Origin of the sequence: Lactococcus sp. DD01, assembly GCF_001578715.1 — a bacterium.
GTDB classification, from domain to species: Bacteria; Bacillota; Bacilli; order Lactobacillales; family Streptococcaceae; genus Lactococcus; species Lactococcus petauri.
Genome location: NZ_KQ968939.1, coordinates 1,451,290 through 1,465,650, shown reverse-complemented (window position 1 = coordinate 1,465,650; position 14,361 = coordinate 1,451,290). Strand labels below are relative to the sequence as shown.

At 34.2% G+C, this 14,361-nt stretch carries 12 protein-coding genes; 11 read left to right on the top strand and 1 reads right to left on the bottom strand.

Features of this window, described 5'->3' with window-relative positions; all coding sequences use genetic code 11:
- The 11 genes from LACDD01_RS12360 to LACDD01_RS07110 form a co-directional block, all read left to right on the top strand.
- Nucleotides 1-1,349 (top strand): glycosyltransferase (locus LACDD01_RS12360; RefSeq protein WP_231863397.1); only part of this gene is annotated, 1,349 nt, incomplete at its 5' end.
- Between the two features lie 83 nt (nucleotides 1,350-1,432).
- Nucleotides 1,433-2,674: a glycosyltransferase family 4 protein gene (locus LACDD01_RS07155; RefSeq protein ID WP_061413992.1), complete on the top strand. Its 1,242-nt coding sequence runs from the start codon at nucleotides 1,433-1,435 to the stop codon at nucleotides 2,672-2,674.
- A gap of 5 nt (nucleotides 2,675-2,679) precedes the next feature.
- A complete protein-coding gene (locus LACDD01_RS07150) occupies nucleotides 2,680-3,546 on the top strand; it encodes a glycosyltransferase (RefSeq protein ID WP_061413990.1) in 867 nt (288 codons plus the stop codon).
- A 2-nt stretch (nucleotides 3,547-3,548) separates the two neighbouring features.
- A complete protein-coding gene (locus LACDD01_RS07145) occupies nucleotides 3,549-4,280 on the top strand; it encodes a glycosyltransferase family 2 protein (RefSeq protein ID WP_019291783.1) in 732 nt (243 codons plus the stop codon).
- Entirely contained in the window at nucleotides 4,280-4,639 is a 360-nt protein-coding gene (locus LACDD01_RS07140; protein ID WP_019293020.1) for a DUF2304 domain-containing protein, read from the top strand. Before LACDD01_RS07145 ends, LACDD01_RS07140 begins: the two co-directional genes overlap by 1 nt.
- A gap of 57 nt (nucleotides 4,640-4,696) precedes the next feature.
- Nucleotides 4,697-5,494, top strand: a complete 798-nt coding sequence (locus LACDD01_RS07135) for a glycosyltransferase (RefSeq protein WP_019293019.1) — start codon at nucleotides 4,697-4,699, stop codon at nucleotides 5,492-5,494.
- Between the two features lie 36 nt (nucleotides 5,495-5,530).
- On the top strand, nucleotides 5,531-6,517 hold the full coding sequence (locus tag LACDD01_RS07130; RefSeq protein WP_046401062.1) for a glycosyltransferase family 2 protein: 987 nt from the start codon (nucleotides 5,531-5,533) through the stop codon (nucleotides 6,515-6,517).
- 1 nt (nucleotide 6,518) lies between these two features.
- The gene (locus tag LACDD01_RS07125) at nucleotides 6,519-7,526 is read left to right on the top strand and encodes a stealth family protein (protein ID WP_019293017.1); all 1,008 of its coding nucleotides are present in this window, start codon (nucleotides 6,519-6,521) and stop codon (nucleotides 7,524-7,526) included.
- Nucleotides 7,527-7,584: 58 nt separating this feature from the next.
- Nucleotides 7,585-9,012 (top strand): flippase, encoded by a 1,428-nt coding sequence (locus LACDD01_RS07120; protein ID WP_061413988.1) that lies wholly within the window; start codon nucleotides 7,585-7,587, stop codon nucleotides 9,010-9,012.
- 74 nt (nucleotides 9,013-9,086) lie between these two features.
- Entirely contained in the window at nucleotides 9,087-10,460 is a 1,374-nt protein-coding gene (locus tag LACDD01_RS07115) for a DUF2142 domain-containing protein (RefSeq protein ID WP_019336009.1), read from the top strand.
- 4 nt (nucleotides 10,461-10,464) lie between these two features.
- On the top strand, nucleotides 10,465-12,252 hold the full coding sequence (locus tag LACDD01_RS07110) for a hypothetical protein (protein WP_061413986.1): 1,788 nt from the start codon (nucleotides 10,465-10,467) through the stop codon (nucleotides 12,250-12,252).
- 420 nt (nucleotides 12,253-12,672) lie between these two features.
- Here LACDD01_RS07110 and LACDD01_RS07105 read toward each other — a convergent pair whose 3' ends face one another.
- The gene (locus tag LACDD01_RS07105) at nucleotides 12,673-14,274 is read right to left on the bottom strand and encodes a GH25 family lysozyme (protein WP_061413983.1); all 1,602 of its coding nucleotides are present in this window, start codon (nucleotides 14,272-14,274) and stop codon (nucleotides 12,673-12,675) included.
- Nucleotides 14,275-14,361: the final 87 nt, after the last annotated feature.

Below are 14,361 nucleotides of genomic sequence, written 5' to 3'. Positions count from 1 at the left end.
CTATTGGAAAGCACGAAACAGTCTTCACAAAGCATTTTGAATACCTAGGGTTTAAACATGCTGCAGTGAGCAACAATAATGGTGACAGTGCGATGTATATTCATCCATTGACGATGTTAAAAGATTTTGGTGTTCCTCTTGTAAAATATACAGCATTTTCAAACTATACGGATGATAAGTTTTTGTGGCAAGGTATCTCCAGAAAAACACAGGTTCCAGAACTGATTGAATACATTAAAACTAATACAACTTATCCTCCTAATGTTATTGACGGTATAATGGAAGAAATTAAGCATAAAACGCCTAAAGAACACATTTTGATTATTGATGGTGTAGAAAATGCTATTCCACAATGCACACGCTACCGAGTTGAAAATAAGGCGGCCCAATTAAGAGCACTTGGTTTTGATGTATGGACGGTGAATGCTTCCGAATTTAAAATGGGCTATGCCGAAAATGCGAGCCACATTGTTATCTATCGTACCGGTTACTCTGAATTACTAGAACAACTTTGTCATCTTGCTCAAAAATATAATAAACCTGTCTATTATGACATCGATGACCTTGTTATTGATACAAAATATACGGATTTATTATCTTATACACAAGATCTTTCAGATATTGAAAAGTATGAGTATGATAGCGGTGTGAAATCTTATGGGAAAATGATGTCTTTATGTGATAGTGTTATTACGACCACACAAACCTTAAAAGAAGAGCTTGAAAATTATAGTTCTGAGGTGATAATTAACAGAAATCTTGCTAGTGAAGAATTGGTAAGATTAAGTCAAGAAACGCTCAAAGATTATACACAAGATTCTTCGAAAATTAAGATAGGATATTTTTCTGGCTCAATCACACACAATGAAAATTTTGAGATGATTAAACCGGCAATCATGCAAATTCTAGAAAAATACCCACATGTAGAACTACACTTGGTCGGCTATATTGATCTTCCACAGGACTTGAAAAAATACACAGAGCAAATCATAATGAATGACTATGTGGATTGGAAAGAGCTCCCTAGATTAATTAGCCAAATGGATATCAACTTAGCACCTTTGGTTGATAGTGTTTTTAATCGTGCAAAATCAGAGATTAAATGGCTCGAAGCTGCACTTGTAAAAGTGTCTACTGTTGCAAGTCATTTGGGTTCATTTGAAGAAATGATTAGTGATGATGTAACAGGACTTTTGGCTCAACCCAATGAGTGGTATGAAAAACTAGAAATACTTATTGAGAATCCTGACAAACGACAAAGAATTGCAGAAGCAGCTTACGGCTTTGTTTTAGATAATTGCACAGTCAAAAACCATAAGGATGAATTTACAGAGAGCATAAGTATCTAAACAAAAATTTTAAGATAGGACATGAGACTCTATAATGACCACATCAAAACAAGCAACATACTTTAAAAGATAAGGAAACAATAGTGAAAAATATTTTATTCGTCTCTCCGACAGGCACCCTTGATAATGGTGCTGAAATTTCAATTTTTTATCTGATGAATGCGCTTGTTCAACGTGGCAATAAAGTTATAAATGTTGCCCCAGGTTATCAGGGTGAAGATAAAAAAAGTTACAAGGATAAATTTGAAGTTTCTGGTATTGAAACACATATTCTTTCAGCAGGAAAATGGTGGTGGGAGGATGCTCCAGGTGGGCTTCCAGAAGATGAGAAGGTTCGTGCTTTCTATTATCGGGAAAATATCGCCCAAATTAGAAAACTCATTCAAGAAAATAATATTGATCTCGTGGTTACCAATACAGTCAATATGTTTCAAGGGGCTGTTGCCGCAGCCTGTGAATCAATACCACATTTCTGGTTAATTCACGAATTTCCCGAAAATGAATTTGCCTATTACAGAGATAAGATAGATTTTATTGAAGAGTATTCAGAAGAAATTTACAGTGTAACAGGCCTCCTCAATCAAAATCTGAATTCTCTTTTCCAGAACAAAGAAATCAAAAATTTTATTCCTTACAGCGAAGTGGATATCTCACCTTTGAAAAAAGGAGAAAAAATCCGTTTTGTCTCTGTCGGTCGCTTGACAGAGCGCAAAAACCAAATGGAGCTTTTACAAGCTTATCATAAGTCTGGAAAGACAGATGTGGAGCTTCTTTTGGTTGGCGCTCAAGATGAGGATTATAAAACTAAGTGCTTGATTTACATCAAGAAGCATAACCTGAAGAATGTGAAGTTAACTGGCCACCTTGAACAGCCTTGGGAAGTACTCACAGACAAAGATATCTTTGTGAGCTCCTCAGCTCTAGAAACCTTTGGTTTGGTCTATATCGAGGCTTTACTCAAAGGCTTACCCGTAATAATCTCGGATAATCCAGGCTATGAATCTGCATATAACATCTTCCAAGAAGGTGAAAAATATCATCTCGGAAATATTGAAGAATTATCTGAAATATTATCAAGAAGTTTAACGGATTTTGAGGCAAAAAAGGAACACAGTATCAATAAAATTCCGGAAGTTCGGGAAAAATATTCTTTAGAATTTGTTTACAAAGAGTTTATTGAAAGTGCAGAGATGGTACAAGGTAATAGCAAAAAAACTCTCCGACATATAGAAAATTTGGTCACTTTGAATACGGAACGTTCAAATCCACCGAGCTCGAAAATAAAAAGAATCGTTAAAAAGGTTCTTTTGAAAATTAAGAAATGATAACGATGAATATAACTATTTCTTTAGTAGCTTATGCACAAAAATTCACAGAAACTGAATCTTTCGATTCGCTCCTTAAGATGAGCGAGTCCATCAAAAAAAAGCTTAATATCATTGTCTTTGATAATGGAAGTACGGACTATTCCGATGGCGCTCTACCTTCTGGTTTTCATTCACTCACCTATATTTATAATAAGGACAATGTGGAGCGTGGGACACGCATAGCATACGAGACTTCTCTCACTCACTCTAATGATGAATGGCTGATGCTACTCGATGATGATACCTCCCTTACAGAAGACTATCTGAGTCTTTTGCTTGCTGAATTAGAAAGTAAGATCAGAGACACAGAGATTGTTGCCTACTGTGCAAAAATATACGATGGTGTAACACAGATTTCCCCAACGGCAAGTGAAACGTTGGATATGCTCTTATTTCCAAAGAAAGCAGGAGTTTACGAAAAAGATATTTCAGGCATTTCTAGCACCTTAACGCTGAGAAAAGCTTTTATCGAAGATATAGGGGGCTTTTCTAAAGAGTTTCCCCTCGATTATTTAGATCACTGGCTGTTTTCTCAGATTATCTTTAACCAAAAAAAGGTGGAAGTCTTAAACTGTCAATTAAATCATCAACTCTCAGTGCAAGACTTGTCGAGTTTGTCAGAGGAGAGATTTTATAGCATTTTTAGCAGTGAATACAGGTTCTATAAAGCCTATAAGCCGGAGTTGTTCTGTCAACTTAATAAAAAATATGTTAAAATGGTTCTAAAAGGTTTTTTGAAAAGAGATTCTGGAATCAGATGGAAGAGCTTGATTAAAGTGATGTTAAAAGTAAAAACCAACAAACCCGAGGGTAAGAGAGGACTTGAATAAAGTTGATTAATGAAGCAAAAATTCTTCTAATCATTCCTGCGTATAACGAGGGAGAAGGCATTGCAGAGAACATACGAAAAGTAGAGCAGTATAGAGCAAGCTCTCCTTATAATTTAGATTATGTGGTCATTAATGATGGCTCTACAGATAATGAAGAAGAGGTTTTAAGAGAGAACAATATTAATCATGTTGAGCTTATTCAAAATCTAGGTATTGGTGGTGCTGTGCAAACAGGCTATATGTATGCAGATGAAAATGGTTATGACATTGCAGTGCAGTTTGATGGAGATGGGCAACATGATATTGAATCGCTTCCTCAACTTGTCGATCCAATTATAAATAACGAAGCAGATTTTACTGTTGGTTCTAGGTTCCTTGATGATAGTAATTCAGAATTCAAATCTTCAAGAACACGGCAAATTGGGATTAAAGTTCTTTCAGCTTTGATTCGTTTGACTTCAAATATTCGTATAATGGATGTTACTAGTGGCTACCGTGCAGGTAATCGTAAAGTTATCGAACAATTTGTGAAGAGATATCCACGTCAATATCCTGAGCCAGAAAGTTATATGCATCTTTTTGCGAAAAATATTCGGGTGAAAGAAGTTGGCGTGAGAATGTTTGAACGTACCACAGGAACATCCAGTATAAATCTTTTAAAAGGTGTGAACTATATGATTAGCGTTTCGCTCGCTGTCCTTGTATCATCGATGATTGGGAAGGAGAAAAATTAATGCCCATTCAATTACGTGTTTTAGCAATTATTTTCTCAATTATCTTTTTTATTTATGTTATTCAACTTATAAAAAAAGATAAAGCTGAGATACGCCATATGCTCAAATGGTTCATACTTGCAATAATTATTTTATTTGGTGCGCTTTTCCCTGAATTAGGAAGTAGCATTGCCCATTTTATGGGGATACAGACTTTAACATCTTTGGCTTTATTTATATTAGTGAGTTTGTTGCTTTTTATATCTTTGAAGTATCAAATGTCACTTATCTCCGCGGAAAAGCAGATTAAAAATTTAGTTCAAGAAGTTTCTCTATTGAAAAAGAAAGTGGAGAAAACTAAAAATTCAAATGAAAATTAAAGCTCTTTTTAATAAGCAGCTATGCTGTTGTTGAGAGTGAGCAGAGGAAAGCTACTTATGCAAGATAAACAATTTGCACATACTTTTGTTATTTGTGCATATCAAGATTCACCATACTTAGAGAAATGTATTAAGTCATTATTATCACAGTCTTCAGTGAGAGAACAAAAATCAAAAGTTATTCTATACACTTCAACTCCCACGAGTTTAATGATTCAGACGGCTGAAAATTATAGTATTGAATATTTTGTAGGAACAGGTGGAAGTATTGGTGCCGATTGGAATGGTGCCTTATCTTTTGTACAGACAAAATATGCGACCATCGCTCACCAAGATGATACTTATGAACCGGAGTATGGAACCAAGATTATTCAAGCTTTCCAAAAACAAGAAGATTTAAATATTGTTTTTTCTGATTACTATGAGACTGATGAAAATGATAATCTCAGAAAACGAAATATTAATTTAAAAGTTAAAACTTTTGGCCTACGTCTACTTTCTCTATTTAAGAATAAGTCGTATCAACGTAGAGTTTATTCTTTTGGCAACTTTATTTGCTGTCCTGCTGTCTCCTATAATATGGAGCGACTGAGTGATTTTAAGTTTAATGAAGAACTTCGTATGGCTTTAGATTGGGATGCTTGGGAGCGTATTATGCGTCGATCAGGTCATATTAAATATTTACCCGAAAGATTGATGGCGCATCGTATTCATAGTGAGTCGGAGACAAGCGCGAATACAGTAGATAAAAATAGAGAAAAAGAAGAATATGCTATGTTTCGTCGTTACTGGGGTGAGAAAATGACCCAGTTTCTTATGAAATTTTATGTAAATAATCAAAAGAGTAATTCATAAGCGACAAACAGTGAAAATGAATAGGAATAAAGTTGTATGGCAAATCCCGACTTACCAATGATATCTGTAATAGTCCCTGTGTATAATGCGGAGCAATATTTAGCTGAATGTTTGGACTCAATTTTAGGTCAAACTTATCAGAATTTAGAAGTAATTTTAATCAATGATGGCTCAACAGACAATTCTTTAAAAATCATTGAGAAATACGCTGAAAATGATGTAAGAATAAAAGCTTTTTCAATTGAAAACTCTGGACCTGCTAAATGTAGAAATTTTGGTTTAGAGCACTTTTCAGGCGATTACCTGATGTTTATCGACTCAGATGATTATATATGTAAAGATTTAATTGAAAATCTTTTTTCATATGTAAAAACAGATAGTGAAATTGCAATGTGTAAATTCTCAAAGGATGTACATAAAGTGGGGGCAGGAGATAAGAGTTTAATCACTCAGACTGAGATGTTTGTAGATAGTGTCAAACAAATGTATTCCCCTAGTTTTGCTTCTTCAGGACCAGTTTGTAAACTGTATGGTCGAAAAATATTTGATAAGCTTAGATTTCCCACAATCGCTATGTACGAAGATGCTGCAATTAGCTTACAGGCCCTTTCTTTTGCTAGTAAAGTAAGTTTCATAGACTATTTTGGATATTATTATCGCTTTAATCCTGAAAGCATAACAAATACAAAAATCTCGGAAAAAAACTTTGCAATATTTGATAAAAATAGAATCGTTTTAGATTTTATAACTAAATATGAACCTGAAGCTTACGATTTAGCAAAAAAAATATGTATCAATGATAATGATTACGTAATGCTAGAATCAACTCGTGTAAAAGGGCAAGTTTCCAAAGAACTTTTTTCGCGATTATTTAGGCAAAATCAAGAATTTTCTAAAGGAATGGGATGGAGAAGATTAGTATATCTTAATCCATCAATTCTGTATATAGGATTGAAGATGATTAACAAAGTATACTATAACGATAGAGTAAGGAACTTTTTTAAGAAGGTTCTAGGAGTGTAAAATGGCGGATAAAATAGATTTTGTAATAACTTACTTAGATGGAGCAGATCCAGAATGGATTAAAGAAAGAAATTATTATCGTGAAAAGATTCAAGGTATTACACCACACGAAAATGGTGATAGCAGGTATAGAAATATGGATAATTACCATTTTCTTTTGCGTTCTATAGAAAAATTTGCACCGTGGGTCAATAAAATACACATTGTGACATGGGGACATGTTCCAGAATGGTTAAATACAGAAAATCCCAAAATTAATGTGGTTAATCATAAAGATTTTATCCCTGAAGAATATCTTCCAACCTTTAATACAAATCCAATTGAGTTGAATTTTGATAGGATTCCAGGTCTTGCGGAGCAATTTGTTAATTTTAACGATGATATGTTTTTAAATGCTCCGACCAAACCTACTGACTTTTTTGAGAATGGACTTCCGAAATTGCAAATTATGCATGCACCTTTTATGCCAAGTGATGCAATATTTTCAAATAATATTCTAGCTTTTAATAAAGTTGCTGATACAAAATGGCTGATAAATCCTAAGATGTTTTCATTGAAAAACGGTTTATTTGCTGCATTATCGAACCTCTACCTATTACCTATTCTCAAATTTTATGGAAAATTCCTTGGCTTTAGAGAAGATCATCTGACAGTTCCGTTGACTAAAACGATATATCGCGAATTTAGAGAGGCACTGCCAGAGTATTTTGATTTTGTGAGTAAGGGTAAATTTAGGAACTCTCAGGATATTCGAGGTATTTCTAATTGGGCAATTGCAGATTATGCCCGTGCAACAAATCAATTTGAACCAATGAATTCTTTTAAATTTGGTAGTCTAGTTAATTTAGGAACAGACGTTGATTTTGAAAAATTATTTAAATCAAAATATAAAGTTCTTTGCTTAGAAGATGGAGATTTTGTTGCTGAAGAGGACTTTGATGATGTTGTTAACAAAATGAATACGGCTTTTGCAAAAAAATTCCCAAATAAGAGTGGTTTTGAGAAATAAATAGTAGATAGGATGGGCGTTGTAGTGTTTCTTAGAAACATTTTCAACTAATAAAAAGATGAAATTTGTTAAGAATATGCTGTATAGTACAGTCTATCAAATGTTAAGCATAATTGTTCCCCTAATTACAACTCCTTATGTTTCTAGGGTTCTTGGAGCTACAGGGATAGGGATAAATGCTTATACTTACTCTATTGTGATGTATTTCGTGTTAGCTGGCGGGTTAGGCATTCAGTTGTATGGGAATCGAGAGATTGCCTATAATCAAAGAAATATTGAAGAAAAAAGCAAGGTCTTTTATGAATTGGTTATTTTAAAGTTTATAGCCATATTCATTGCTTCTATACCTTATTTGATTTTTTCAATGTATCAAGGAGACTTGAAGATTTATTTCATGCTTCAAGGCCTCGCATTATTAGGTTCAGCATTAGATATTTCTTGGTATTTCATGGGTGTAGAGAATTTTCGGATACTAGTTGTAAGAAATACTATTGCTCGATTACTCCTTCTTATCTTAACGTTTGTATTAGTTAAAACAGCAAATGACTTGTGGATATATATTCTCTTAACCATGTTAGCTCCCCTGTTAGGTAATCTTACTGTTTGGCCTTTTTTAAAAAAAGAGTTTGTTCCTGTAAAATTTAGAGATCTGAATATTCTAAGACACTTAAAACCTACTCTACTACTCTTTTTACCACAAATAACGATGACGATTTATCTCTCCTTAAATAAAACAATGCTAGGAATTATGGATGGTGTTGTGAGTGCTGGCTATTATAGCCAGTCGGATATGATTATTCGTACAGCTTTTACTTTAGTTTCTAGCTTTGCTTCGGCTTTCTTGCCACGCTTATCGAGTCTTTTTTCAGAAAAAAAACATTCTGAAATTAAAAATTTAACATTGAAATCGTTTGATTTAAGTGTAGCATTATCTATTTTAATCATGGCAGGGATTATGGGAGTCTCCCAGACATTTGCTATATTTTTCTTTGGGAAAGACTTTGAAGAAGTTGGTCCTCTAATATTTGTACAAAGCTTGATGATTTTATTTGTTGGTATTGCTGTCGTAGCTGGGAACCAGTATTTATTGGCAGCCAACAGAACTAAGGAATATACGATTTCTGTATCTATCGGGCTTGCTGTTAATGTTATTTTTAACTTTATTATGATTCCCTTCTTTGGCGTGATGGGAGCAGTGATAACAACTGTGTTAACTGAATTATCAGTAGCGCTCTATCAACTATGGGCAATCCGAGATGTTTTTACATTGAAAGAAATAATGCATGGTTTCTGGAAATATCTTATTGCAGGATTAGCTACTTTTATAGTTGTATCTGTCTTAGAACAAATAATGAACGTTAGCGTACTAAGCTACACTATTCAAGCAGTACTAGGAACGTTAGTTTATGCTTTAATTGTATGGCTATTACAAGCTCCAATTGTTGCGGAAGTCAAAAATATAATTCGATTAAGAAGACAGCACTAGGAATTTAAAATATTATTGTGAAAGTTAAAAATTATTTTAAATATTTAATAATAGATATAGGATGAAAATTATTGATGGAATATGTGTCTAAAAATTTAAAAAAATTAGCGAAAGATGATTTTCCAGTTCATAAGCTTTATATTGTATTAGTATTATTGTTCGGTATCATTTTTTCTACAGCCATGCCAATTTTTCAAGAGCAAGACGGACAATATCACTTTGCGACAGCGAGCGCAATGGCAGATCTCCCGGTAAATCTTTCAAATTATGGAGAGTATGCAGTTGGATCGGGAACAGATAACCAAAGACAATTTTATCAGAACGGGACTCACTTTCAACAATTCTATTTGCAAAAAGTTCAAATTATTCCACAAGAAGATGTTCCTCGAAAAATAAATGCCCTTAGTAGTAAATTTAACTATGATTATATGGGGCACATTATTCCTGCATTAGGAGTTTGGATTGGTTATCACATTTATCCTTCTCTTGGTGTAATGACAGTTGTGGCTCGCTTACTTAATCTTTTTGTATGTGCAATTATGATGTTTTTCATTATTAAATGGGTGAAAAAAGGTAAGCTTCTTTTTGCTTGTGTGATGCTGAGTCCTGTAGCAATTATATCTTTTGCGAGTTTGTCTTATGATGCTATTAATTTTGTTTGGGTAGCCTTTCTTATTGCCTATATGATTAATATGTTAGTATCCCCCAAGTTATCCCTAAAGAAAGAAATTCCCATTATAGGGGGGTTAGGAATAATTGGTATTCTATGGTTTAAAACAAATTATCTCGTTCTGTTCGTTATGCTCGCGATAGTTCTTTTTAATTATTTAATTAATAGATATTATGGAGATAATCTTGGACAACAGAGGGCTAAAAGAAAAATAATAACAATTATTTCTCTTGTGAGTCTGGTAGCTGCAAGTGGAGCTTTCTATTATTGGTCACATGGAAATGGTGGAGTACGTCATGTTGTGGCAAGACTTTGGGCATCCTTTGGTATTATTAGTACGCCTACACCAAATTTAATCAGTCAAACTCTTTTAGCACAGTCTAATAGAGGACAGAATGGTTTGCCTTATTGGATAGCGGGAGTCTGGTTTGCTTTATTAATATGTATATTATTAGTTGAAGACAAGTATGTGAAATCTAAAATTGTTTCGTTTGGCGCTTTAGGTGTGTTTGGAGTATCTATTTTAGCAGTATACATGGCTTTTATTTCTTATAATAATGCAATATCAGGTCAGATTTATGGTGTGCAAGGAAGGTATTTCACTCCAGTACTATTGCTTCTGTCTCTTTTCATAAGTAATGAGAAATTTAAGTTAAAGATTAAACCTAAAGGTACGATAATTTTTATTATGATTATTATTGTTATTGTTTCAAATACATTAATTGTTACCAATACTTTGTCGAATATGCATGGTCTATTCGTAGAAATGAGAGGATAGTTGGATGACAATTTATAAATATAAAAAGTATATTAAGATATTCTCAATCTTGGTAACAATAGTATCTTGTTTTTATATTTCTTCTGGAAATGTTCTAGCTATAGATAAAGAGAAAGTTACTTTTAACATCTCAGCAACTCAGGAGGGCGGACCAGCAGCTTCCTCGAATATTGTATATGAAAATGTTCAAACGGCTTATGAAAATATAATGAAGGGGACTATTCCTGATGAGCTAGAAAAGACAGTTCTTTGGAATGCAGCTCTGTCTGATAATCAACAATTTATAGAGTTGGGGAGTGGATTAAAATTAGGGCAAGGGATAACTCATGATTCCGCAGAAGCTAAAAAAATAATACAGATATTATTCCAGTCTAATTTTGAAATTTTTCAATTCCTTAATGGAAACCCTCATGAATCCATGAGTGATATCAAATCTTTTCTCACTGATGAGAATGGTCAGGGTTCTGCAAAAATTGAAAAGGGGATGCTTGCAGTTATTAGTAACAGTACGATTATTAATCTAGTAGACTTAACTGAGAATAATCAGAATATATCTGTTGATTTGGATGGAACCAATAGTGGAGTATCTTTTGAATTTGTAGGAGTGTCTGATAATTCCAAGAGTAAAGTAGGAACTTACGTTTTAGAGAATAATCAAAAAATTGCTTATAAGATAACGGTATCAAAAGATTTACTTAAGGATGGGGAGCAAGTACTTAGTATCTTAACTCCATCTAATGTAATTATTGAGAGTTCCTCAGTTCCACTAGAAAAAAAATCTGTATTACCGACAATAATTCCTGAAAATTATTATCAAGGATTAGCTGTGACAAGTGATAATTATGAGTTACTCAAACCCCAAATATTTTCCGTAACATCTGAGAAATTAAAGAGTACATTTTCTAATGAAAATTATTATACTTTACCACAAAGTGATGAAGATATTGTCGTCACAGGTGAGCTTTCGGTATCCCCAATTGTAACGGAAGAAGTGAATTTTTTATTCACTACCGTACCACTAACTGCTCAGTTAAATTTGCATAGTTTTAATATGCAAGATGGTTCAAATGTTAAACAACCTTCAAATTTTCAAGTTACTGCTCAAGTAGGAGAAGGAACTACTGCAGCAACTGCATTAGCGGCACCCTTAAGCTCTGCGGGAATAAACTTTGTTCTGATTGATGGTGAAGAAAATAAACTTGTGAAAGATGCTCAATATGTATTAGGTAAGAAGCAAGATAATAAATATTATATTTCGTCTCACTCTGGCTGGAAAGAAGTTAAACAAAAAGATTTAACACAACTTAACACTGATGATTATACTGTAATGAGTGGTGGGAATATTTATAACTTCGGCGAGAGCGAAGGAATACCAATGGCTGTCAATCCCCAAAACTGGAATAGAGATTTCCAAGCTATTCAATCAAAAAATCAATCTCTTTTAGGAATAAGGGGCTTAGGACAAGGTAATCAATACTTCCTTATGCAAGTTAAGGCGCCAAGTGGATATAATAAAATAGACCAACCTCATTATTTTACTGTTCATAATGATAAAGATAGCACTCAGATAAGTAGAAATTCAGATTCGATAGGTTTTGCTCAGAGTCAAGCTGTTGGCTTAAATGGCCAAATTCCTGGTTATATAGCTGGTACTAATGAATTTAACATTTTATCAGTTACATCTAATACAGATAGTTTAAAAATAAATGTAAAAAAAAGCATCATTTTTCCGATTGTATTAATAATATTTGTGATTGTCTTGATAGGGTTAGTCCTTATTTGGAGATTTTAGCAACAATAATGATTTATGTGAAAGATACTACTTTTAATAAGGGTGTCTTTTTATGTTTTTTAGAGAGAATAAATTTAAAACCAATTTACTGGGATTTATCAAAAAAACTGGGCAAGTACCAATCCTTCCACAGAAATAAGCTATACGTGGTAAGCCTACTCACCAGAAAGCGAAGAAAAGATGTGGAAAATTAGTTCCTCTAGTTTATAGTAATTTAGAGTTATAATCTGCTTTTGGTCAGACTATAATTTTATCAATAAATAAAGATCAAGAAGTTAAATTACAATTATTAAAGATGTACTTAGAAAAATACAAGAGGGGATGAAAAAAATATTTCCTAAAGAAATATTGTAAGTTAATTTTTTATATTAATACATTATTTACAACAAAACTCCGCGTGATTCACACAGAGTTTTGTTCTTATTTTAATGTGTCGTAAAAACGATTAAGGAATGCGGCCATCTCACCACGACTGATACTTGCATCAGGTCGGAAAGTAGTTGGTGTATAACCTGTTGTGATGCCCTTTGTTTTTAACCAGTTGATATCGTTTTTGAACATATTATTGTTGATATCTTTAAATGACGAAGTATATGTTCCGGAGGCAGGAGCTTTACCCATGGCTTTTGCAGTACGATGTAAGAAAGCAGCCATTTGTCCACGTGTCACAGTTCCATTTGGAGTATAGTGTGGCGCAGTACCATTTGAAATGTTTGCGGCAGTTAACCAAAGAATTTGATTTTTGTATTGGTTAACGTCAGTGTAAACATTGAATGGCGGGGTATAAGCTGGCGATCCAGCTAAACGGTGAAGAAATACGGCCATCTCACCACGAGTAACATTTGCATTAGGATTATAAGTAGTTGGTGTGTAACCAGTGGTGATTCCTACCTTATAATTCCAGTTGATATAGTTTTTATAAATAGATTGAGAGATATCCTTAAATGGCGAAGGATTTGGATTTTTCACGGGGAGATTAACAAACTTCACTGAGATTCTTGGTAAATCTCCACTGAAAATATTTGCATAGTCAATGCTTACATCCAATGGGCTACGTCTGCTGAAGTTTGTAAAGTACATTTGACTTGTATACTGCCATGAACCAAACTGAGTGTTTTGAAGATTAGAAGCACTTGGTTTTCCATACAGATACTGAGCAATCCACATGTTTTTTGCCCCCAACTTACTTGGTTCCATTTGTCCAACTCCATCCACTGCCCAAGCTTTTGAAGCATAGTGACGTGTACTTACAAATCCTTGCTTTTTAAGTTGATCCGCAAAGTTTTGTGAGGCAACCGTCCAGTCCCAGTAAGGCATGGTTCCCACGCTATCTTTTGGAACATATTCGGCATCGTTAATCATGACAGTACTTGTTGAAAGACCGTACTGTTTAGCAACATTTGCAAAGAAATTAGCTTCTGCTCGTGCAGTATTGTTAACAGTCGCTTGAGCCGTTTTTCCTGATTCTGAGAAATGTGAAAAGTGGTAAACAGCAACCGTCAGTCCGGCATTTTTAGCCATTTGAATTTGGGCTTTAGCTGCTGGGTTAATGTAGGTTGTGCTCTCCGTCAGTTTAACAATCACTGTCTTAACACCTTGTGCTTTAAGTTGATTGAAATCACTTTGTGTCATCCAATCTTGCCACGAAGCAATGTCGACAGCATCTTTTCGTGGTAGACTTGTATCATTGGATACCAGGTCAGAGGGGGCATTTCTTAAACTGGCTTGGGCTGTCTCCGCATCGTCAGCAATAGCGCGACGAACCCTGCTGGAAACTTTTGGAGTCTCAGTATCTTCTTGGATTTCTTCCTTTACTGTCTGTCCTTCTTCATCGATAGGCGCTAAGTTTCCTTGAGCATCAATAGGAGCGGTCATTGGATTTTCTTCGGTTTGTACTTCAGCGTAATACCCCATTGGGTGATTGTCCACAGGTACTTCAGCAGTATCTGCTTGTGCTGCATGAGCAGCAAGCGTGATGAAACATAAACCGGTAAATACGGCTGCTTTTCTTAAATTGATCATTATTTCCTCATTATTATTTCTTTATTTACACATCTTTTATTTTAACAAAAACCTTAACTCAATTAAAGCCTTTTGCGAAAAAATATT